We start from the raw sequence: 21,577 nt of genomic DNA, 5'->3' as shown, positions 1-21,577 counted from the left end.
GGTACACGACGTCCCCTATCCGAGGCGCGCGCGTCGGGCCAAATTCTCGATCGTTTTTCCGAGAGGTGTCCGCGGAGCCGTCAGGACGAACTGCCCTGGAGCAGACGGCCGATGGCGCTGTCCGCGAGCGCGGGGTCGAGGCGGCCGAGCGCGACCGTCGGGCCCTTCTGCGGCACGAGCACCACCCGGCAGCGCCCGCGCGAGGCGGGCATCAGGTTCGTCAGGGCGAAGTCGATCGCGATGGAGACGGCCACGAGCAGCGCGCCCATCCCGAGCAGATCCGGCGAGCCCGCGCGCGCGCCGTCGACGAAGAGCGAGACGCCGATGTAGCTGCCGATCGCCAGCGCGAAGAGGCCTGCGTACATCGCGAGCCGCGGATACCGCACCTCGCGCGCCACGCGCGTGAGCCCCTCGACCGGGAAGACCATCTCTCGCTCGCGTACCGTTCGTCCGAGCAGCTCCGTCTTCGCGAGCACCGTGATCGAGCGCGGCGAGACCCGCATCTCCGCAGGGCAACGGTACCGGAGCACGAAACGCCCGATCAGACGGGCGAGCGGAAGCACGAAGAGCAGCCCCGTCACGGCGAGCAGCACGAGCGCCAAAGGGCCCCGCGGCGGCGGGACGAGCTCGCCTGCGGCCGCGGCGGCGCCGGGGCTCCGCGCGTCCTGGAGGAGCGCGCGCACCACGGGATCACGTGCCTCGGCGGCGAGCGTCTTGGCCTCGCTCCGGGCCGCCGCCGACGTGCTCGCGCCGAGCGCCGCGGCCACCACGAGCGCTCCTGCGCGGCCGACGAGCGGCGCTGCGCCTTCGTCGGCCCTGCGCACGAGCGCCGCGGCTTCCCGCCAGAGCCCGTCTGCCTTCGGCCCGAGCGCGGCGTCGGCCGCGGAGAGCGCGTCGAGCGGCGTATGCGCGGCGACCCACGCGAGCGCCTCGATCACACGCCGCTCGGCTTCCACACCTTCGGGCGGGGCGAGCGCGATGCCGCGGGCGAGCAGCGCGGACAGGAGCGCGCGTGTCGCGGGCCCTGTGGGCTCGTTCGGGCTCCTTTCGAGCGCGGCGAGCACGTTGCCGAAGTTGGTCTCGGCGTCCTCGGTGGAGAGCCCGAGCCGGGCGGCGGCGTCGCGGGCTCCGTCGGGCAGAGAGGTCCTTCGCTCGTCGGCGCAGGCGAATGCGATGGCGTGGACGAGGCGGGCCAGATCGTCGCCGCGCGGATGACCGGCGAGCTCGGCGAGGACTTCGTGAGGCGTTTGGTCGGCGGGCATGGCAGGCGTGCTCTGTCGCGCGTCGCGCGCGGGTCGACTTAACCGAACGCGCGCGCCCTGGCTAGTCTTCCGGGCTCTTTCGAAGGCGCGGTCGTGGGGGCCATCGCGCGTCAGGGGGCAGTTTTCCCGCCCTCTTCCGCGGCTTTTGCTTGTTTCGCGAGCTGCTGCTCGACGGCGCTCATGATGTATTTGAGCTGCTTGTTCGTCACGTGCGTGGTGGCGCGGACCAGGTCCCCTTCGGCGACGAACGGCGTCGGCCCGAGCACCTCGAACCGGCCGAGGAAGGGGATCTCGACCTTCCGGAACCCCTCGACGATGGGCCCGAGCTCGCCGGCGTGCTTCTCGGCCAGGGACGCGTCCTTGTCCTGCGCCTCGAGCAGCACGTCCGCGCCGCCGTCGTCCGTGGGCGTCACGGAGAGCCGCATCCACTTGAACGTGTCGGGGATCTGGAACGGCAGGCCCGTGAACGCCCGGTGCGGCGTCACCATCGAGAGCGCGATCCCCACGCCGCTCGACTTGTTGAAGCCCTTCGTCGACTTCACCTTCGCGAGCTCACCCTTCGCGTCGGCGGGCAACACCACGAGGATCCGTTTGCCCGGGACGAGCGCGAAGATGCGCTCGCCCTTGTCGGCCTTGGCGATCGCCGCGGGCACGGGCGCGTCTTCGAGCCAGTGGCCGGGCGGATTGCTGCGCTTTACGATGGCCTCGATCGCGCCGCGGATCTTCGGTTCGGGCACGTTGAAGTCCATCACCGCCACGACCTTGCGCGAGTCGCGGAACTGCGGGCCGGCGATGAGCAGATGGTCGAGATCGCGGATGGGATCGATGGGCGTGTCCTTGAAGAAGGACTGCCACTGCGGGATCCCCACGAGGATGCGGCTGAACCAGGTCCCGAGCTCGTGCTTGCGGATCCTGTCGCCGGCGATGAGCACCTGCACGTTCGGGTTTTTCGAGGCGATATCCGCAGCCGAACCCGCGGCCGCGAGCGGATCCTTGAGCCTCGGGCCTCCCGCATCGGCGCCCGCGTCGGGCAGCTCCGCGACGGGCACCGGGGCGGCCGCATCCAAGCCCGCATCCAGCTCCACCTTCGCGACCGCCTCCACGTCCGCACCTGCGTCCGGCAGCTCCGCGACGGGCGCGCCTGCGTCGGGCGCCTGCGTGCCGCCATCCGTAGCGAGCGGCGCTGCATCGGCGATCCCCGCGTCCTCCGGCCCTGCGTCGTTCACGCCTGCGTCCTCGACGTCGGCGTCGGGGCCTGCGTCCGGCGCCTCGGCGTCCGGGCCTGCGTCGGCCGGCTCCGCCTTCTTCTTGGGCTTTGTCTCGGCCTGCTTCGTGGGTTCGGCGGAAGGATCAGGCTCCGCGGCGGTGGGCTCGGGATCCGGCGCGGGCGCTCGGGTTTCTCCCGGCACGAGATCGAGATCGATGGGGATCACGACCTCGCCCTCCATGTCGACCATCTCCACCGGATCACCGAAGAGCAGCGAGAGCCAAGCGAACAGGCGCGTCGGCAGCAGCGGCAGATGCAGGAGGAGCGCGATCGTCAGGGCAACCACGAAGGCGCGTGGAGCGGCCGCGCGGATGCGCGAGAGGGCCGTGGCTGGCGCTTCTTTCGTGTCTGTTCGGCCACGGGGCTGCGTCCGCTGCTCCACGGCCCCTACGGTAGCAGCGCCTCGCCGGGCGTCATCGGGCCGAGCGCTTCGTGGCACGTTCCTTTCAAGCGGCTTTCTCATCCCTTTTGCAGAGAACTGGATCGACGATGCAGGAACGGGTACGAAGACCCCCGAGCCCGTCTGGTCGGGAAGACGAGGCACTTTTTTCGGCGATGGGAAGCTCTCCAGTGGATCGGCCTCGGCGTGAACAAGATCGGCCCCGCGTGGCGATGAACTCCCGCGTGCCGGCGGGTCGCGAGCCTGCGCCCCCGCCTCCTCCCGAGGCGAAGGCGCCCTCCACGCTCGTCGCGAGTGCCCTCGGCTTCGCGGTGGCGGCGGGCCTCGCGGGCGCCGTCGCGTGGGCCAGCGGTTGCCATGGGGATGCGCCGCCCGGCGCGTCGGTCGACAAGCCCACGCGCACGAGCCAGCTCCCCGCTCCTCCCCCCACGACGCCCCCGGCGCCGAAGGGCTCCGCGCGGGTCGCGACGGCGACGCCGGCCGACACCCGCGACGCGGGCGCCGACGCCGCCGAAGACGCGAGCCCTGCGGTCGCGGAGGCCGAGAAGCCGTACACCGGACCGCTCCTCGGGGCGCTGGCGGTGCAGACGCCGGTGTATCCGACGATGGAGTCGAGCAAGAAGCGGCTTGGCTACATCCGGCTCGGCGGCAAGGTCCCGGTCGATCCGAACCCCACGAAGAACGCGTCGTGCCAGCAGGGTTGGTACCGCTTGCTCGACGGCGGCTACGTCTGCGGCAAGTACTCCACGACGGATCTCTCGAACCCCCAGGTTCGTATGGGGATCACGTCGCCGAACCTCGAAGAGGTGCTGCCGTACCGTTACGCCTACAACACGGCGCACGGCACGCCGCTCTACCGATCGGTCCCCTCGAAGGAGGACATGATCAAGTACGAGCCGTACCTCGAGATGGCGAAGAAGGCGCGCCGCAAGAAGAAGGCCGAAGAGGAGGCCGAGATCGCGGCCAAGGACGAGGCGGCGAAGGATCAAACGGCGTCGGCTGCGGCCACGCCTTCGGCGAGCACCTCGGCTGCGGCCGACACCACGGCGGTTCCGGCGGGCCAGGAAGGCGCTCCGAGCGCGCCTGCGCCGATGCCTTCGGCCGAGGTCGCGGCGATGCTCGACGCGGGGCCTGCGATCGAGGAGCCGGCGAAGCCCTGGTGGCAGCAGCTCGAGCCGGGCAAGCCCGTCAACGTCACGCTGAAGGAGCTCGAGTCCGAGGCGGACGGCACCGTCGCCAAGCGCATGGTGAAGGGCTTCTTCGTCGCGGTGGACAAGACGTTCTCGTGGAACAGCCGGACTTGGTACAAGACCACGGCGGGCCTCGTCGCGCCGAGCGACCGCATGTACATCGTGAAGCCCCCGGCCTCGCAGGGCATCGACGTCCCCGAGGGCGTGAAGCAGGTCGGCTTCATCCTCGCGACGAAGTCGTCGAAGTTCGAGATCGACGACGAGCACAAGAACGTGAAGGTGAAGGGCCCGGCGCCTCGCTTCACCGCGGTCGGGCTCACGGGCGTCACGGCGACGGTGAAGTCGGTCGTGTACCGGCAGACCACCGAGGGCTGGTGGATGAAGGGCGTCGACGCCACGTACACCGAGCCTGGCTCGCCGCCGGCGGATCTCGCGCCGGGCGAGAAGTGGCTCGACGTGAACATCACGCGCAAGACGATCGTCGCGTTCGAGGGCGACAAGCCCGTGTACGCGGCGCTCGTGTCGCCGGGGCGCAAGTCGACGAACAAGGCGAAGGATCACTCGACGATCAAGGGCACGTTCCGGATCCGCGAGAAGCACATCGCGGTGACGATGGACGGTGACGGCACGGTCGCGGGCGACCTGCCGTACAGCATCGAGGACGTTCCCTACGTCGCGTACTTCGAGGGCTCGTACGCGCTGCATGGTGCTTTCTGGCACTCGAACTTCGGCCGCGAGATGAGCCACGGGTGCGTGAACCTCTCCCCGCTCGACGCGAAGAAGATCTTCTTCTGGAGCGAGCCTCGCCTCCCCCGCGGCTGGCACGCGGTCTGGTCCACGCCCGAAAACCGCGGCACGCTCGTGGTCGTCCACGAGTAACCCTCCGGACAACCAGAAACCCGGGCCTCCCCGGTCCACCTGGACGTATTCTGCCGAGCCAGCAGCCCCCCCGCCGGGTAGGCCCGAACGAAGCGAAGCGGAGTTGAGGGCCGGAGGGTGTGGGCCATCGAGCCCACACCCTCCTTAACAACTTGACTTGGGGCGGAGTGTCGAACAGTTGTTGAGGCCGTCATGGACCAGTTCTCGGCCCACCTCGATCGCGGGTGGGATCTCGTACAGCGTGGGGATACCCGCGGCGCCGAGGCTTCGGCGCGCCGAGCGCTGGAGCTCGATCCCAACTCCCCCGAGGCGCACAACCTCCTCGGGTACGTCGCGGCCCTCGAAGGGGACGGCGAGGAGGCGATCGAGAATTACCGGCAGGCCATCGCCCTCGACGACACGTACCTGGAGGCGATGCTCAACGCCGCCGAGGTCTACATTCACCCGCTCGGGGAGTACGACCAGGCGATCGAGATGTGCGACCAGGCGCTCGATCTCGCCGAGGTCGACGAGGAGATCATCGACGCGCTCCTCCTCAAGTTCGATGCCCTGCTCGCGAAGGGGGACACGGACGAGGCGGCGCGGGTCGTCGAGCGGATCCCGAGCGGGCCTTACGACAACCCGAATCACACCTTCCTCGTCGGGCGCGCGCTTTACGAGATCGGGCAGACGGAGCGGGCCGCGCGGCTCGTGGAAGAGGCGGCGATGAAGGATCCGCGGCACGTCGAGGCGTACTACTACCTCGGGCTCGTACGCGACGAGCGTGGTGACATGCGCGGCGCGACGCAGGCGTTTTTGCATGCGCGCGAGCTCGACATCGAGATGGGGCTGCCTCCGTGGGCGCCCGGCCGTGAGGCGTTTGCCGGGCTCGCGCAGAAGGCGATCGCCGGGCTGAATCCGGTCCTGCGCCGGTACGTCGACGCCGCCGATGTGTACGTCTCCGACGTCCCCGGCATGGAGCTCGTCGCCGAGGGCGTCGATCCGCGGGCGCTCGTCCTGCTCGATGGGCTCCTTTCCGACGATCTCTCCCGCGGCGGCCGCGCGGATGCGCCTTGTGCGCGGATCTTCGTGTATGCCATCAACGTCGCCCGGCTCGCGGGCAGCGTCGAGGGCATCGAGCGGGAGATCAGCTTGGCGCTCGAACGCGAGATCACCGCGACGTTCCTCGAGGCCGAGCAGGCCGAACGCCCTGAGAGCGAGCTCAACTGACGCGCGGGGATCGTTCGCCATGTGTGCCGCCCCCGAGAGGCCTGTGAGGCCCGTATCCGCCCGAAGGCGTGGCCGCTCGGTCGCGGGAGCGATTTATTACGGCATCATCGGCGCCACCTGCCTCGCGGGCACCATCCAGATCTCCGTCCAGGTGTTCTTCACGGACCACCCCCCTTCCCCGTACGGCGGTTGCCACGAGGGGCTCCGGGCCCTCGTCGGGTCCGTCGATCGGGCGCGGGCGGCGGCCCCCGGAACGGACGGCGAAGACGGGGCGATCGCGCGTTTCCGGGCGGCGCTCGAGCCCGAGTGGCAGTACTTCGATGGCGTCGCGACCACCTGCAAGGGGTCGGCGAAGGACGAGGGCGCTCTCGACGCCATCGAGCGGCTCCGCTATGCGGAGGAACATGCAGCGCGGCGGGAGGCTTCGGACCTGGCCCCGCTGCGGCGCCAGGTGCAGGAGATCGTGAACACCGATCTCGCCCAAGCCGGCGCACCCCCCAAAGGCCCCTGATATCCAGAGCGGCGACGAATGACAGACCAGAATCCCACCTCCCAGGGCGCGAACGCCTCCGAGGCTCGCACGAGTGATCCCACAGCGGCCGGCCAGGCGGCCGCGACCGCGCCGACCTTCGACGTCTTGCCCCTCTCGGCCGAGCTGCGCGAGACGCTGGCCGAGATCGGCTACGTGAACCCCACGCCGGTGCAGGTCGCCGTGTGGGAGCCCGCGACGCGCGGGCGCGACGCCGTCGTGCAAGCGCGCACGGGCACCGGCAAGACGGCGGCCTTCGGGCTGCCGATCGTCGATCACCTCGTCAAGCGCTCGGCCGCGCACGTGCAAGTCTTGGCGCTCTGCCCCACGCGCGAGCTCGCGCTGCAGGTGACGGCCGAGATCGAGCGGCTCGGCAAGCGCAAGGGCGTGCGCGTCGTGCCCGTGTACGGCGGCGCGCCGATGCCGCGCCAGATCGACGCGATCGCTGCGGGCGCGCAGGTCATCGTGGGCACGCCCGGCCGCGTGCTCGATCACCTGCGCCGCGGTACGCTCGATCCGAAGAACCTCCGCCTGCTCGTGCTGGACGAGTGCGACGAGATGCTCTCGATGGGCTTCGAGCGTGAGCTCAGCGCGATCCTCGAGCGTTTGCCCGAGAACCGCCAGACGCTCCTCTTCTCGGCCACCTTGCCGCCCGACATCGAGCGGATGGCGAAGAGCAAGCTCAAGAACCCCGAGTTCGTCACGCTCTCGGGTGACCACGTCGGCGCGCTCTCCATCGATCACTTCGTGTACATGGTCGCGGGCGACAAGCTCGGCGCGCTCATCCGCGTGATCGAGGTCGAGAACCCGGAGAGCGCGGTCGTCTTCTGCAACACGCGCGACGAGACCGAGCGCGTGGCGAACGCGCTGCAGCGTCAGGGCTTCGACGCGGACTGGCTCAACGGCGATCTGCCGCAGTCCGATCGCGAGAAGGTCATGAGCGCGACGCGCGAAGGTCGGCTCCGGTTCCTCGTCGCGACGGACGTGGCTGCGCGCGGGATCGACATCTCGCTGCTCACACACGTCATCAACTACGACTTCCCGCAGGACGCCGAGGCGTACGTCCACCGCACGGGCCGCACCGGGCGCGCGGGCCGCACGGGCACCGCGATCTCCCTGATCGCGCCGCAAGACATCGGCGGCCTCTACCTCATGCGGCTGACGTACAAGATCCGCCCGATCGAGCGGCAGATCCCGACCGAGGGCGAGCTCAAGACGCGCGCCGAGGCCGACATCGTCAACATGCTCGTCGAGGCGTTCGCACCGAAAGGTACGCACCCGGACGATCTCTCCCTCGCGCGGCGCATCCTCTCGCACGACGCATCCGAGCGGATCCTCGCGGGTCTCTTGCGGGATCACCTGGGCGCGCGGCCCACGGCCAAGGACGAAGCGGCGGCCGCGCGACGCGCTGGTCCTGCGCCGAAGCGCGTCGAGGCGGCACCTGCCCCGGCGAAGGCCGAGACGAAGCCTGCGCGCGAGCCGCGTGAAGAGAGGCCGCGCCGCGAGGAGCGCGAGCCACGTGAACCACGCGAACCACGCGAGGAGAAGCGTCGCGAGGAGCGCGAGCCGCGCGTGGCCGGCGAGGAGCGACCGCGCCGTGAGGAGCGCGAGGAGCGTCCGCGTCGGGAGGAGCGCGAACCGCGCGCTGCCGGCGAGGAGCGCGAGCCGCGGGAGTCGGGTCGTCGTTCGCGGAGTCGTCGTGAGGGTCGGCCCGAGATGCCGCGGCCGATCCGCGCGCGTGGCGGGGAGGAGGTCGCGCCGACGCCCGTCAGCGCGGCTGATCCTTTGCCGCCGCCGAAGGCGCGCGCGGCGGCTCCGGTCCGTCACGCCGACTTCACGAGCTGGCAGCCGCCGGAGGAAGAGGGCGACGACGAGCCGATCCTCGGCGACGCGGCGCTCTCGGGCCCGCGGGACGTCGCGCGGGAGGTCACGCGCGAGGTGGGTCCGGACGATACGGATCCGGGTCGCGCGCAGGAGGGTTCGTCCGGGGACTACGCCGAGGTCTTCGTCAGCGTGGGTCGCCGCGACGGCGTCCGCGCGGCCGACCTCCAGGCGCTCTTGCTCGACCAGATCGGCCTCGACAAGGCCGATGTCAAGCGGATCCGCGTCCGCGAGCGCAACGCGTTCGTCAGCGTCCGGCGCAGCGAGCTCACGCGTGCGGTGACCGGCTTGTCGGGAGCGACGCTTGCCGGTCGCACCGTGATGGCCGAGCCGGCGCGGGAGCGCAGCGGCGCGGGCGGCGAAATCGACGCGGACGCTACGGGCGCTGTCGATCCCTGAGAGGGTATTCAAGCTTTTTTGCATCGACCGCATCGCGGTCGATGCACGAAAGGTCCAGGGCTGCGCCCTGGTTCGGGTCCAGGGGCGAAGAGCCCCTGGTCGGGGCCGGGGTGAAACCCCGGCGATGCGCTGCGGAACACCCTCTGAGCCGAAATCGCGGTGATCTCCGCCCTTGAATGACACGCGGGACGCCGGATCACCTCCGGCGTCTTGCTCTCCAAAACCCCTGCTGGCGGTTCGCGCGCGAAGGTCGTATCCCCTTGGATATGGCGCGGCGCGGATGGGAGGACGAGGTCGGGCGGCTCCGGCGAGAGGTCGACGGCGCGATCGCCGTGGGCCTCGGCGTCGAAGACATCCTCCCTCTGCTCGCGCGCATCACCCGCATTGCCGAGCCGGGCAGCGAGCCTTGGGTCGCGGCGCATCGGCAGCTCGCCGAGCTCGGCGTCGAGCACGACCCTTGGCGCGCGGCGCTCTTCGCCCGCAAGGTCCTCGCGCACGACGGCCGGGATGACGGCGCGTGGGCTGTCATGGGCCTCGCGCAATCGCTCTTGCGAAACTTCCGGTATGCGGCGCGCGCCTACGAGCGGGCCCTCGCGCTCTCGCCGGACAACCCCTGGTACGCGCACAACCTCGGCCACCTGTACGACGTGGCCTTGGGCCGCCCGCACGACGCGCTTCCCTTGCTCGCGAAGGCCAGCGAGGCGCAGCCCGAGGAGGCGGACATCGCGGCGAGTTACGCGCACGCCCTCGCGCGCTCCGGCAAGCTCGTTCTCGCCAAGCGTGTGCTCAAGCGCGCCATCCGGCGTGGGGCCACGGCCGATCAGATGGCGCTCTGGCGCTGGCTCGACGCTGGCGCGCCGGAGACCGTGGAAGCCTCGGGGCGTGAGCGGCGCGGCAAACCGAAGAAACAGCGGGCCCGCCAGCGGCCTTCCGCGCGCGACTAACTGCGACGTCGAGCAAGCTTCCGGCTTGTCGTCGCCCGCGCGGTGCTACATCGATGCGGTCATGCTCCGTCCTCGTCGGGTGCGAGCCTTGCTCGCCACGTCGCTCCTCTCGTTTGGCTTGCTCGTCTCCACGCCGCTCGCGGCTCAGCAGCCGGAGCCCCGGCCGCAAGGAGAGAGCCCCGCCGATGCGCCCGCGCAGCCCGCGCCGCCTCCTGCGACGCCGCCGGCGATCGATGTCGCGGATCCGGCCCTCGCGCCGGTCCCGCCTGCCCCCAAGACGCTCGGCAACTGGCGCGATGCGATGACCCTCATCGAGACGCGCGCGCCGGATCTTCGTATCGCCGAGGCCGAGGTCGCGCGCGCCGAGGCGCTCGCGGAGCAAGCGCGGGGGCGTTACCTGCCCCGCATCGATGGGCAAGGTCAGGCGCAGACGATCATCCTTCCGCGGCCCCAGGGCGACCTCAACACGCCCTTCGCCGCGACGCTCTCGGCGAGCATCGGCGCCACGGCGACGGTACCGCTGATCCAGCCGCGCCTCTGGTACGCCGCCGGCACCGCCAAGGTCAACATCGAGGCTGCGAAGCAGACGGAATCGGATCGTCGCCGCACGCTGCTCGCGAACCTCGCGAGCGTCATCGTGCAGGTCGTGGCGGCGGAGAACCAGAGCGAGATCAACCGCGCTGCGCTGAAGACGGCGCTCGAGCGGCTCGAGCTCACGCGTCGCCGTGCGCGGCTCGGGACGGGCACGCAGCTCGACGTGGTGCGCGCCGAGCAGGACCTCATGCTCGTGCGCAACCAGCTCCTCCAGAGCAACGAGCAGATCCGGCGCACGCGCGAGTCGCTCGGCCTCGCGCTCGGCGACAACGTCCCTTACGGCGTCCCTCCGAACATCTCGCTCAACGACATCGAGCAGAGCGTGCGGGGCACGTGCCACGCGGGCAAACCCGAGGAGCGCCCGGACGTCGTGGCCGCGAAGAAGCAACTCGAGGTGGCCGAGCGTCAGGTCGGTGAAGCGAGGCGCGGATACCTGCCGACGCTGGACGCCTCCACGACCATCAACGTCACGAGCCAGCCCCAGTTCATCGGCGGCAACTACATCTGGACCGCGCGCGCTCTCCTCACGATCCCCATCTTCGACGCGAGCCGCTCCGGCGAGGTCAGCGCCGCGCGTGCGTCCGTCGAGCTGCAGAAGGCGCGGCTCGAGGCCGCCGAACGCCAGGCGCGCCTCGACGCGCAGCAGACCTATCGCGGTGTCGAGGTCGCCGACCAGACGCGCGCGCTCGCGGAGCGGACGCGGGATCTCGCGAAGGAAACGGCGCGCCTCTCGCAGGTCGCGTTCGAGGCGGGCACGGCGACGAGCTTCGAACTCATCGACGCCGCGCAGCGCCTCCGCCAGGCGGAGCTCGATCTGGCACAGCGTGAGTTCGAACTCGTCCGCGCGAAGATCGCCGCTCTGCTCGCGGCGGCCGTTTGTGACGGCTGAGCGGGCGCGCCGCGGTTTTCCTCTTTCGCCCGAGACAGCCGCTTCGGATCCCTCCTATCATCGCCGCGCACGCTCGCAGTGGGGGTGCGCGCTGCGCGTGACGCGGCGCGACGACGGCTCGTATTGAAGGAGAATCCGCCATGGCCAACATGCCGCCTCCGGGTGGGGGCTATCCCCCGGGAGGTCCGCCCGGCTATCCGCCGCAAGGCTCGTATCCTCAGCAGGGAGGCTACGGCCCGCCGCAGCAGCCGCAGGCGGGGTATGGCCCGCCGCAGCAAGAAGGCTACGGCGCGCCGCCGCAGCAGCCGCAGGCAGGGTATGGGCCGCCGCAGCAAGGGGGCTACGGCGCGCCGCCGCAGCAGCCGCAGGCGGGGTATGGCCCGCCGCAGCAAGGGGGCTACGGCGCGCCGCCGCAGCAGCCGCAGGCAGGGTATGGCCCGCCGCAGCAGAGCGGATACGGCCCGCAGCCGGGGATGGGTGGGCCTCCGATGGGCGGAGAGCCGCAGCCGGGGTACGGCCCGCAGCCGGGGATGGGGTACGGCCCGCAGCCCGGCATGCCGATGGGCGCGCCGCCGATGGGCGGAGATCCGCAGCAGGGGTACGGCCCGCAGCCGGGGATGGGGTACGGCCCGCAGCCCGGAATGCCGATGGGCGCGCCGCCGATGGGCGCACCGATGGGCGCGCCGCCGATGGGCGTTCCGATGGGCGCGCCCATGCCGCAACTGCCAGCGGCGGGCGGCGGCTTCAACATTCTGAAGATCGTGGTCATGGGCGCCGTGATCGTCCTCGGCCTCGTCGGCGGCGGCGCGTTCGTCTGGTACGGCCACACGCACCCGTCGGTCCGCATCGTCAACGTCACGGGCAAGGACGGCGTGACCGTCACGCTCGACGGGGAGGCGATCGCCAAGGACCTGAAGAACGCGGCCAAGGAGAATGCGGCGGTCGTCGTCACGAAAAACGTGGCGAGCGGCGCGCACAAGCTCGAAGCGAAGGACGCGAGCGGCAAGGTCCTGGAGAGCGTCACCTTCGAGTTCAAGTCGGGCACGAACGGCTACGTCTACGCGCCTGGCCGCGCGGCTGACTCGAAGACCTGCTTCATCGTCCAGACGGACGAGTACAAGACCATCAACGTCGGGCTCGGCAACAACGACCGCTTCAAGACCCTCGACCCGACGAAGAACATCTGGGAGCTGCCCACCACGATCGAGTTCTGGTTCCAGGACACGCCCGAGAGCGTCGAGATCAAGACGAAGAAGGGCCAATCCTCGAGCAAGACCGTCACGAAGCGCGCCCTCCGCCAGGCCGCCTGCGACGACCCCGATTTCCAGGATTGATCAAGAGGGGGCCGGCTCGGGCCGGCGCCCTCCCCTACCCGCGCGGCTCGGGCGGCGCGCTCCCCCAGCGTAGGGCTGCTGGCTCGATGGCGGCGCTCTCGGGTTCCGTGGAGCCCATGTCCGCGGTATAGAGCGCGGACCGATGGAACGACTCGCTAGTTATGTGTCAGGTGACTGGGTTCACGGCTCCGGCAAGGCGGCTGTGCTCGTCAATCCGACGACCGAGCAGCCGATCGCCGAGGCCAGCACGGAGGGCGTCGACTTCGCGCGCGCGCTCGCCCATGCCCGCGACGTCGGCGGCCCTGCGCTCCGCGCCCTCTCGTTCGCGCAGCGCGGCGAGCTGCTCCTCGCTTTGTCCCGCGCCATCCACGCGCACCGCGACGCCTTGATCGAGGTCGCCATCCAGAACGGTGGCAACACCCGCAGCGATGCGAAGTTCGACATCGACGGCGCCTCCGGCACGCTCGCGTATTACGCCGAGCTCGGCAAGCAGCTCGGCGACGCTCGTTTCCTCGTCGACGGCGAGGGCGAGAAGCTCGGCCGGAGCCCTCGTTTCTTCGGCTACCACGTCCTCGTCCCCCGCGCGGGCGTCGCGGTGCACATCAACGCCTTCAACTTCCCGGCGTGGGGCCTCGCCGAGAAGGCCGCTTGTGCCCTGCTCGCCGGCATGCCCGTCGTCTCCAAGCCTGCGACGAGCACGGCCTTGCTCGCGTATCGGATCGCGCGCCTCTTCGTCGAGGCGAACATCCTCCCTGCGGGCGCCTTCTCCTTCATCGCGGGCGCGCCCGGCGACATGCTCGATCACCTCGGCGGCCAGGACGTCCTCGCCTTCACCGGCTCGGCCGACACCGGCGCGCGCCTCCGCGCCATGCCGGCCGTCGTGCATGGCTCGGTGCGCCTCAACATCGAGGCCGACAGCCTCAACACGGCCGTCCTCGGGCCCGACGTCGCCTCCGGCTCCGACACGTACCGCATGTTCCTGCGCGAGGTCAGCCGCGACATCACGCAGAAGGCCGGGCAGAAGTGCACCGCCATCCGCCGCATCCTCGTCCCTTCTGCGATCGAGGGCGAGATCAAGGACGAGCTCGTCAGCTTGCTGCGCGACATCAAGGTCGGCGACCCTGCGCTCGAAGGTGTCACCGTCGGCCCGCTCGCGACGGCGGCGCAGCTCCGCGACATTCGCGCCGGCATCCAGAAGCTCTCGGCCGAGGCCTCGATCGTCCTCGGCGACGGCGCGTTCGAGCGCGTCGGCGCGCAGGATGGCAAGGGCTACTTCGTCCCGCCCACCCTGCTCCACTGCAAGGAGCCCGATGCGGCGCGCGACGTCCACCAGCACGAGGTCTTCGGCCCCTGTGCCACGATCGTCCCCTACGACGGATCCTCGGCCCGCGCGACGGACCTCGTTCGCCGCGGCGGCGGCATGCTCGTCAGCTCCGTGTACAGCGACGATCGCGCCTTCGTCACCGACATGATCTTCGGTTTGTCGCCGTACCACGGCCGCCTTTACTTCGGCAGCGAGAAGATCGCCGACCAGACGCCTGGCCCGGGCACGGTCCTCCCGCAGAGCGTGCACGGCGGCCCTGGCCGCGCGGGCGGCGGCGAGGAGCTCGGCGGACGCCGTGGCCTCGCCTTCTACTCGCACCGCGCGGCGATCCAGGGCGCGCGGCCGATCCTCGAAGCTGCGCTCGATCTGAAGAGCTGAGCGGCGTCGCCTACGGCGCCGCGGCGTCGCAGCTCGGATCGACTGCGGCTGCGAGATCGAGCGTCCAGATCGCCGACTCCCCGCCCATCGATCGACCCACGCCGACCGTCAGAAAATCCCCGTTCACGAGGACCGGCTTCGTCCCCTCATCCATGGCCCATTGCTCCAGCGTCTGCGCGGCCCCGGCGAACCCCTTCGCCAGGAGCTCGGCCATCCCCACGCTCCCCTCGCACGCCGCGGAAAACCCGGCGTCGCACGCGCGCGACACCGCCGTGGAGCCGTCCGGCCCGATGTCTTTGAGGTAACCCTTGTCCCGCATGTCGTCGCTGTGCGAGGACGCGGACTGGTTCAGCGTCGCGCAGACCTTCAACACGGGCACGCCGGCTTGCGTGCGCATGTCGTTCAGCCGACCGATGAGATCACTCTCGACGGCGTCCAGCGGATTCGCCTGGCTCACGCTGTCGGCGTACTCGACTGTCGTGCAACCCAGGGCCCAGGGGGCGAGGCCGAGCGCGGCGACGACCGAGAGGATGGGCCAAACGGACCCGCGATACGAAGCCAAGCGGCACATTTTCACCATGCAACGCATCTTATCGCGTTAGGCTGCCGGATGTTCCCGTTCGTATGAGCACCGCCGCGGCCCTCATTGGAAGCACCCTGGCAGGTCGGTTCCGGATCACCGCGTTCCTCGGGGAGGGTGCGATGGCGACCGTGTACCGCGGCGTGCAGGACGCCGACCCGCGCGAGGTCGCGGTCAAAGTCATGCACCCGGAGCTCGCGCGCGACACCACCTTCGCCAAGCGCTTCCGCCGCGAGGCCAAGGCCGCCTCGCGCCTCAACCACAGGAACACCGTCCAGATCATCGACTACGGTGTCGACGGGAACGTCGCGTACATCGCGATGGAGCTGCTCCAGGGCCGGGATCTCTTCGAGATCCTCTCGGTCGAGCGGCGCCTGGCCGAGGCGAGGGCCGCGCGGATCTTGATGGAGGTCTGCGATGTGCTCACGGCTGCGCACGAGCAGGGCGTCGTGCACCGCGACCTAAAGCCCGAGAACATCATGATCCTCGGCCAGCCCGACGCTGCAGGCCGCGAGCGCATCAAGGTCCTCGACTTCGGCATCGCGAAGATCCTCGACAAGGAGCCGAAGGAGGGCGAAGGCGGCGACGCCGGGCCCGTCAGCGCTGCGCCGAGCTCGGCGATCACCACCGTCGGCGTCATCGTCGGCACGCCCGAGTACATGTCGCCCGAGCAGTGCCGCGGCGAGGCCGTCGACCCGCGCAGCGACATCTACGCGTGCGGCGTCCTCCTCTACCAGCTCGTCACCGGCCAGATCCCCTTCAGCGGCGACTCCATCATCGACATCGCCCTCAAGCACATCCGCCAGCCGCCGCCCCGGCCGAGCCACGCCACGCCCTTCATGACCAAGGGGCTCGAGGCGATCATCCTGACTGCCCTCGAAAAGTGGCCCGCGCAGCGCCAGCAGAGCGCCGTCGAGCTCAAGGCCGCGCTGGAGAAGATCCTGCCGGAGCTGCGCGCCACGCCGCATCGGCTCGGCGGCACCTCGCGTGACGACGCGCCTCCGCCGCCCTCGCGCCGCAACATCGCCGAGGTCCCGGTCGAGTCGGTCCGCGTCGCGCACGCCACGATCCCCGAGCAATCGACGCTCCCCTCCGAGGAGCTCACGATTAAGCGCAAGGGGCTCAAGCCCCTCGCCTCGGCCGACGCGGAGCACGACACCGATCCCGAGGGCGGCAAGCTCTTGAGGGACGGCGTCATCATCCGCGTCCCGGCCGACGCCGAGCCCGTCCTCGGCTCCTCGCCCACGATCCCCGCGGCGCCCTCGGTCACGGACACGCTCGCCACGGGCCGCGAACCTCCGTCGGGCGCGAAAAAGCCCTCGTCTCCGAAGCCGCCGTCCGTCGTGAAGGTCGTGGCCGACGACAAGGCGCGCAAGCCCGGAGCGGCGCTCGCCACCGACAAACCTCGCGCGGCGTCGCGCAAGAAGAAGGGCGGCACGAGCTTCTGGCTCCTTGTCCCGATCGCGGTCCTCGTGGGGATCACGGTGGGCGCCGTCGTGTTTTTTCTGACGCAGTGAATCACTCGCTCCCGAGGTGACGGCTCCCATGGCGAATCGGCTCGACGACGAAGCGCTCGATCAACTCTTCCGCAACGCGCGCACCCACAACGGGTGGATCGAGCGCCCGGTCGAGGACGACGTGCTGCGCGAGATCTACGACCTCGCGAAGATGGCCCCGACGAGCGCGAACTGCTCGCCGATGCGCGTCGTCTTCGTGAAGAGCGCGGAGGCGAAGGCGCGGCTCCTCGGCGTCGTCTCGGCGGGCAACCAGGAGAAGACCCGCACGGCGCCGGTGACGGCGATCATCGCCACCGATCGCCGCTTCTACGACGAGCTGCCCAAGCTCTTCCCGCACACCGACGCGCGCTCATGGTTCGTGGGCAACGAGGCCCACGCCGAGAAGACCGCGTTCCGCAACGGCACACTCCAGGGCGCCTACTTCATGCTGGCCGCGCGCGCGCTCGGCCTCGACGTGGGCCCCATGTCCGGCTTCGACAACGACAAACTCGATCGGGAGTTTTTCCCCGACGGCCGTTACGCCTCGAACTTCCTCGTGAACCTCGGCTACGGCGACAGCGCAAAACTCTTCCCGCGGAACCCTCGGTTCACGTTCGACGAGGCCTGCACGATTCTCTGACGCGTTCTTTACGCGCTGCGTTCTTCCTGGATAGACTGGAGGAAGTGGCTGAAGAACCGCTTCCGTCGAGCCTCTTCTCCGGGTATCCGAGCGCGCCCGGCACGTATGACGAGCTCGTCGAACCGGGCGGGCCCCTGCGCCTCCCCTTCCGACGCGCGCTCACGCCCCTCGCCTCTGCCTCGCCCGACGCGATCACGCGCTGGCAGGCCCTCGCCGAGCGCGCCCTGCTCAACCAGGGCGTGACCTTCTCCGTCTACGCGGATTCGCGCGGCACCGAGAAGATCTTCCCCTTTTGCTTGGTCCCGCGCCTCGTCTCCGCGGAGGACTTTTCCCACGTCGAGCGGGGCCTCGAGCAGCGCGTCCGCGCGCTCGGCATGTTCCTCGACGACGTCTACGGCGAGCAGCGCATCCTCGCGGAAGACCCGCTCCTCCGCGACCTCGTCCTCGGCGCCAAGCACCACCTGCCCATGCTCCGGGGCCTGCGCCCCCTGGGCGGCGTGCGCATCCACGTCGCGGGCATCGACCTCGTGCGCGACCCCGACGGCGTCTTCCGCGTCCTCGAAGACAACCTCCGCACGCCCTCCGGCGTCTCGTACGTCCTCGAAAACCGCATCGTCTCGAAGCGCGTCTTGCCAAAGGTCTTCGAAGAGGCCCGCGTGCATCCGGTCGAGCACTACCCCGCGCGCCTCTCCGAGGTCCTCCGCTCGGTCTCACCTGCCCCGCCCGACGACACCTACGCCGTCGTGCTCACGCCCGGCCCGTACAACTCCGCGTACTTCGAGCACAGCTTCCTCGCCCGCACGATGGGCCTCGAGCTCGTCGAGCCTGCGGACCTCTACGTCGACGACGACCGCGTCTTCCTCCGCACCACGCGCGGACCGCGCCGCGTGCACGTCATCTACCGCCGCATCGACGACGCCTTCCTCGACCCCGAGGCCTTCCGCCCGGACAGCTTGCTCGGCGTGCGTGGCCTCGTCCGCGCCTACGCGAAGGGCCACGTCGCGCTCGCGAACGCCCTCGGCAACGGCGTCGCCGACGACAAGGCCGTCTACGCCTTCGTCCCGCAGATGATCCGCTTCTACCTCGCCGAGGAGCCGATCCTCGCGCAAGTGCACACCTTCGTCTGCGCCCGCGACGAGGATCTCCGGTACGTCAAGGACCACCTCGATCGGTTGGTGGTCAAATCGGTCGACGAGGCGGGCGGCTACGGCATGCTCATGGGCCCCACGGCCTCGGCCGCCGAGCGGGACTCCTTCCGCCGCCGCATCGAGGCCGAGCCGCGCCGCTTCGTCGCGCAGGAGCGCCTCGAACTGAGCACCTGCCCCACGTGGAACGGCGCGACGAGCGCGCTCGTCCCGCGCCGCGTCGACCTCCGCCCCTACGTCCTCACCTCGCCTGCGGGCCCGTGGGTCTTGCCCGGCGGCCTCTCGCGCGTCGCGCTCGTCCCTGGATCGTACGTCGTCAATTCGAGCCAGGGCGGCGGCTCCAAGGATACGTGGGTGCTCAAAGGAACAGATCCGGGGAGGACCGATCGATGATCGCCCGTGTCGCCGACCACTGCTTCTGGCTCGGTCGTTACCTCGAACGGGTCGACTGCACCGCGCGTGTCCTCCACGTCACGCTGCACCTCTCGCTCGACGCCGAGCTCGGCCCCCGGCAGTGCTGGTTGCCCGTCGTCATCGTCTCCGGCGAGCGTGAGGCCTTCTTCGCCAAGCACGGCGAGGCCGCGGCGGGCGACGGCGAGCTCGTCCAGAGCTACATGACCTGGAACCCGCAGAACTACGTCTCGCTCGTCCGCTCGATCGCCGCGGCCCGTGACAACGCCCGCTCGATCCGCGAGGTCGTGAGCCTCGAAGTCTGGGAGACGCTGAACGAGCTCTACCTCTGGTCGCAGAGCCCCGCCGCGCGCGAGGAGTACGCCTCGAACCGCTACGCATTCTACCGGACCATCCGCCGCGCCATCGAGCTCTGCCGGGGCCTCTTGCAGAGCACGATGCTCCACGACGACCCGCTCGACTTCGTCTCGCTCGGCCTGCTCCTCGAACGCGCCGGCCACTCGGCCCGCATCGTCGACGTGCACCACCACGCGCTGCGCAAAGACGAGACGCGCCTCGACGTCGTCGTCGAGACCGGCGTCTGGCTCTCGATCCTGCGCTCGTGCTCCGGCAAGGAACCCTTCATGAAGCGGCACCAGGGCCGCGTCACGGGCCCCGCCGTCGCCGCGTTCCTGATCCTCGAACCGCTCTTCCCCCGCTCCGTCCGGCACGCCGTCGCCGAGGCCCACGCCCGGCTCCTCTCGATCCGCCCGGCCGGCGCGAACGATCTGCCCGGCGAGCGCTCCCTCGCCCGCCTCGCCGCGCTCGACGCGTGGCTCTCGTCGCGGACCCCCGAGACGATCTTGCCGATCCACGACCTCGCGACGTACGTGGTCTCGGAGACGGCTGGCATTTGCGAGGAGATCGGCCGCGAGCTGCTCGGCTACGGGGGCGGAACCGCCGTATCCTGAGCGCATGCCGAACCTCCTCGCCATGTCGTTCGAGGGCGAGCTCGCGCCTTGTTTCGACCTGCGATGCCTCCACCCGGGCTCGAAGCGTCCCCCCGACGGCTGGGGCCTCGGCTACTACCCCGGCGGCGAGCCCAGCGCCTCCGTCCTCAAGGAGCCCGCCCCGCCCCACGGCTCCATCCGCAGCGAGCTCGTCAAAGCCTGGGAACACCTCGAAGCCTCCCTCTTCGTCCTCCACATCCGCACCGCCACGTGGGGCGCGATCAGCGACGCCAACACCCAGCCCTTCTCCCGCAGCTACGCCGGTCGCGACTGGCTCTTCTCCCACAGCGGCAGCCTCCGCCACCGCCTCGAACGTTCGAGCACCAAAAGTCTCTTCGAACCCACCGGCTCCACCGACAGCGAGCTCATCTTCTGCGAGCTGCTCGCCGTCTTCGCGCAGAACGGCTGGCGCAGCATCGGCGACGCCGATCCCGCCGCCGTCCGCGCCTTCTTCGAACGCCTGGGCGCCCACGGCAACATGAGCTCCGTCCTCACCGACGGCCGTGATCTCCTCGCCTACGCCGATGCCCACGGCGAAGGACACCTCCACCTCGGCACCATCCGCCCGCCCTACCAAAAGCTCATCCTCGAAGACGCCGACCTCCTCCTCGATTTCAGCCGTCGCGGCGTCGAAGCGCAGAAAGGCATCCTCGTCGCCTCGAACCCGCTCGAAGGCCCCGGCGCCACCTGGAAAGCCATGTCCCCCGGGCACCTCCTCGTCGTGCGGCAAGGCGCCATCATCGTCGACATGCCTCCCGGCGCCGCCACCGTGCAGCGTGCCGCCGGCCGCGATCTCCAGCGCCCCGCGCCCGCCGAGCCCCGACACCTGTCGATCGTCCACCGCACCGCCTACCACTACGACAAGCCCGTCGAGCGCAGCTCCCACCTGCTCCGCCTCACGCCGATCCACGATCGTCTACAGACACTCCACGCCTCCACCATCACGCTCTCCGTCGACGGCAAGCAGCGCGACTACGACGACGTCTTCGGCAACCACGCGCGCAAAGTCGTGATCGAGCAGAGCTACACCGAGCTCGTGATCGAAGCGCGCTCCGAAGTGAGCCTGCTCGACACCGAGCCCTTCGGCCTCCGCCCCTTCCACGCACGCAGCACCATCCCCCTCGTGTGGATGCCCTGGCAACGGCAAGTCCTACAGCCCTACCTGCTGCCGCCCGAGCTCCCCGAGAGCCAGCTCGAAGTCCTCGCCCGCTACGCAATGACCTTCGTCGAGCGCAACGACTACGATCTCGTCGACACGCTGCTCGACCTGAACCAAACGATCTACCGCGACTACCTCTACCAAAAAGGCTCCACGAGCCTCTCAACGACCCCCTACGAGGTCTACACGCGGCGCACCGGCGTCTGTCAGGACTTCGCAAACCTCTTCATCTGTCTCGCCCGTCTCCTCAGCGTCCCCGCGCGCTACGTCTGCGGCTACCTCTACACAGGCCCCAAGCACCCAAACCACAGCATGGCCGAAGCCTCCCACGCCTGGGTGCAGGTCTACCTGCCCGAAGTCGGCTGGAAAGGCTTCGACCCCACGAGCGGCGTCGTCACACAAACCGATCACGTCCGCCTCGCCGTCGGTCGCAGCTACGTCGACGCCACCCCCACCTCCGGCACCATCTACACAAGCGGCGTCCGCGAAACCCTCGACGTCGCCGTCCACGTCACCCCCATCGGCTGACAAGCACCGCCCGCGCCGGGGCTCTGCCCCGGACCCCGCGGGGGCTGTCCGCCCCTTGTATCTGAAGGCTGCGCTAGGGTTCGGGGGTCTGGAGGCAGAGGGCGCGGTAGACCGTGGCCCCTTGGGTCTTCGAGCCCGTGGTCGAGCTTG

General features: G+C 70.2%; 16 protein-coding genes. 13 read left to right on the top strand and 3 right to left on the bottom strand.

What is annotated here, in order from left to right:
* Positions 1 to 80 precede the first annotated feature (80 nt).
* Positions 81 to 1,262, bottom strand: a complete 1,182-nt coding sequence (locus tag QHF89_RS44440) for a serine/threonine-protein kinase (protein ID WP_284721753.1) — start codon at positions 1,260 to 1,262, stop codon at positions 81 to 83.
* Positions 1,263 to 1,372: 110 nt separating this feature from the next.
* Positions 1,373 to 2,911, bottom strand: a complete 1,539-nt coding sequence (locus tag QHF89_RS44435) for a hypothetical protein (RefSeq protein ID WP_284721752.1) — start codon at positions 2,909 to 2,911, stop codon at positions 1,373 to 1,375.
* 230 nt (positions 2,912 to 3,141) lie between these two features.
* On the opposite strand from QHF89_RS44435, the gene QHF89_RS44430 reads away from it, so the two are divergent.
* The 8 genes from QHF89_RS44430 to QHF89_RS44395 all read left to right on the top strand — a co-directional run bounded on the left by QHF89_RS44430 (position 3,142) and on the right by QHF89_RS44395 (position 14,479).
* Positions 3,142 to 4,998 (top strand): L,D-transpeptidase, encoded by a 1,857-nt coding sequence (locus QHF89_RS44430; RefSeq protein WP_136972843.1) that lies wholly within the window; start codon positions 3,142 to 3,144, stop codon positions 4,996 to 4,998.
* Between the two features lie 192 nt (positions 4,999 to 5,190).
* A complete protein-coding gene (locus QHF89_RS44425) occupies positions 5,191 to 6,207 on the top strand; it encodes a tetratricopeptide repeat protein (RefSeq protein WP_136929705.1) in 1,017 nt (338 codons plus the stop codon).
* A gap of 43 nt (positions 6,208 to 6,250) precedes the next feature.
* The gene (locus QHF89_RS44420) at positions 6,251 to 6,718 is read left to right on the top strand and encodes a hypothetical protein (protein WP_136929706.1); all 468 of its coding nucleotides are present in this window, start codon (positions 6,251 to 6,253) and stop codon (positions 6,716 to 6,718) included.
* Positions 6,719 to 6,736: 18 nt separating this feature from the next.
* Positions 6,737 to 9,016, top strand: a complete 2,280-nt coding sequence (locus QHF89_RS44415) for a DEAD/DEAH box helicase (protein ID WP_136972833.1) — start codon at positions 6,737 to 6,739, stop codon at positions 9,014 to 9,016.
* 266 nt (positions 9,017 to 9,282) lie between these two features.
* Positions 9,283 to 9,960, top strand: coding sequence for a tetratricopeptide repeat protein (locus QHF89_RS44410; protein WP_284721751.1), 678 nt, complete (start codon positions 9,283 to 9,285; stop codon positions 9,958 to 9,960).
* Between the two features lie 61 nt (positions 9,961 to 10,021).
* Positions 10,022 to 11,443, top strand: coding sequence for a TolC family protein (locus tag QHF89_RS44405; protein ID WP_136972831.1), 1,422 nt, complete (start codon positions 10,022 to 10,024; stop codon positions 11,441 to 11,443).
* 140 nt (positions 11,444 to 11,583) lie between these two features.
* Positions 11,584 to 12,777 carry a hypothetical protein gene (locus tag QHF89_RS44400; protein ID WP_284721750.1) on the top strand — a complete coding sequence of 398 codons (1,194 nt, stop codon included), beginning with the start codon at positions 11,584 to 11,586 and terminating at the stop codon, positions 12,775 to 12,777.
* Between the two features lie 142 nt (positions 12,778 to 12,919).
* A complete protein-coding gene (locus tag QHF89_RS44395) occupies positions 12,920 to 14,479 on the top strand; it encodes a 3,4-dehydroadipyl-CoA semialdehyde dehydrogenase (protein WP_136972830.1) in 1,560 nt (519 codons plus the stop codon).
* Positions 14,480 to 14,489: 10 nt separating this feature from the next.
* Here QHF89_RS44395 and QHF89_RS44390 read toward each other — a convergent pair whose 3' ends face one another.
* Positions 14,490 to 15,059 carry a CAP domain-containing protein gene (locus QHF89_RS44390; protein ID WP_284721749.1) on the bottom strand — a complete coding sequence of 190 codons (570 nt, stop codon included), beginning with the start codon at positions 15,057 to 15,059 and terminating at the stop codon, positions 14,490 to 14,492.
* Positions 15,060 to 15,103: 44 nt separating this feature from the next.
* Here QHF89_RS44390 and QHF89_RS44385 point away from each other — a divergent pair, with 44 nt between their 5' ends.
* Genes QHF89_RS44385 through QHF89_RS44365 form a run of 5 tightly spaced genes read left to right on the top strand, consistent with a single transcriptional unit; the run spans position 15,104 to position 21,427 of the window.
* Entirely contained in the window at positions 15,104 to 16,576 is a 1,473-nt protein-coding gene (locus tag QHF89_RS44385; RefSeq protein ID WP_136972828.1) for a protein kinase domain-containing protein, read from the top strand.
* 28 nt (positions 16,577 to 16,604) lie between these two features.
* A complete protein-coding gene (locus QHF89_RS44380) occupies positions 16,605 to 17,195 on the top strand; it encodes a malonic semialdehyde reductase (protein WP_136972827.1) in 591 nt (196 codons plus the stop codon).
* Positions 17,196 to 17,239: 44 nt separating this feature from the next.
* Entirely contained in the window at positions 17,240 to 18,733 is a 1,494-nt protein-coding gene (locus QHF89_RS44375) for a circularly permuted type 2 ATP-grasp protein (RefSeq protein WP_136972826.1), read from the top strand.
* The gene (locus QHF89_RS44370) at positions 18,730 to 19,701 is read left to right on the top strand and encodes an alpha-E domain-containing protein (RefSeq protein WP_136972825.1); all 972 of its coding nucleotides are present in this window, start codon (positions 18,730 to 18,732) and stop codon (positions 19,699 to 19,701) included. The genes QHF89_RS44375 and QHF89_RS44370 overlap by 4 nt, the downstream gene beginning before the upstream one ends.
* A 4-nt stretch (positions 19,702 to 19,705) precedes the next feature.
* A complete protein-coding gene (locus tag QHF89_RS44365) occupies positions 19,706 to 21,427 on the top strand; it encodes a class II glutamine amidotransferase (RefSeq protein WP_136972824.1) in 1,722 nt (573 codons plus the stop codon).
* Positions 21,428 to 21,577 lie beyond the last annotated feature (150 nt).

This window comes from Polyangium sorediatum (genome assembly GCF_029946465.1).
Classification (GTDB): domain Bacteria; phylum Myxococcota_A; class Polyangia; order Polyangiales; family Polyangiaceae; genus Polyangium; species Polyangium fumosum.
The sequence above is the reverse complement of the archived record's forward strand: the minus strand, read 5'-3'. Positions and strand labels throughout refer to the sequence as shown.

Excerpts from the sequence above, each read along its gene's own strand:
- QHF89_RS44370 (WP_136972825.1), top strand. The coding sequence starts at position 18,730 with ATGATCGCCCGTGTCGCCGACCACTGCTTCTGGCTCGGTCGTTACCTC.
- QHF89_RS44430 (WP_136972843.1), top strand. The coding sequence starts at position 3,142 with ATGAACTCCCGCGTGCCGGCGGGTCGCGAGCCTGCGCCCCCGCCTCCT.
- QHF89_RS44365 (WP_136972824.1), top strand. The coding sequence starts at position 19,706 with ATGCCGAACCTCCTCGCCATGTCGTTCGAGGGCGAGCTCGCGCCTTGT.
- QHF89_RS44400 (WP_284721750.1), top strand. The coding sequence starts at position 11,584 with ATGGCCAACATGCCGCCTCCGGGTGGGGGCTATCCCCCGGGAGGTCCG.
- QHF89_RS44380 (WP_136972827.1), top strand. The coding sequence starts at position 16,605 with ATGGCGAATCGGCTCGACGACGAAGCGCTCGATCAACTCTTCCGCAAC.
- QHF89_RS44405 (WP_136972831.1), top strand. The coding sequence starts at position 10,022 with ATGCTCCGTCCTCGTCGGGTGCGAGCCTTGCTCGCCACGTCGCTCCTC.
- QHF89_RS44385 (WP_136972828.1), top strand. The coding sequence starts at position 15,104 with ATGAGCACCGCCGCGGCCCTCATTGGAAGCACCCTGGCAGGTCGGTTC.
- QHF89_RS44440 (WP_284721753.1), bottom strand. The coding sequence starts at position 1,262 with ATGCCCGCCGACCAAACGCCTCACGAAGTCCTCGCCGAGCTCGCCGGT.
- QHF89_RS44395 (WP_136972830.1), top strand. The coding sequence starts at position 12,920 with ATGGAACGACTCGCTAGTTATGTGTCAGGTGACTGGGTTCACGGCTCC.
- QHF89_RS44410 (WP_284721751.1), top strand. The coding sequence starts at position 9,283 with ATGGCGCGGCGCGGATGGGAGGACGAGGTCGGGCGGCTCCGGCGAGAG.
- QHF89_RS44425 (WP_136929705.1), top strand. The coding sequence starts at position 5,191 with ATGGACCAGTTCTCGGCCCACCTCGATCGCGGGTGGGATCTCGTACAG.
- QHF89_RS44415 (WP_136972833.1), top strand. The coding sequence starts at position 6,737 with ATGACAGACCAGAATCCCACCTCCCAGGGCGCGAACGCCTCCGAGGCT.
- QHF89_RS44390 (WP_284721749.1), bottom strand. The coding sequence starts at position 15,059 with ATGGTGAAAATGTGCCGCTTGGCTTCGTATCGCGGGTCCGTTTGGCCC.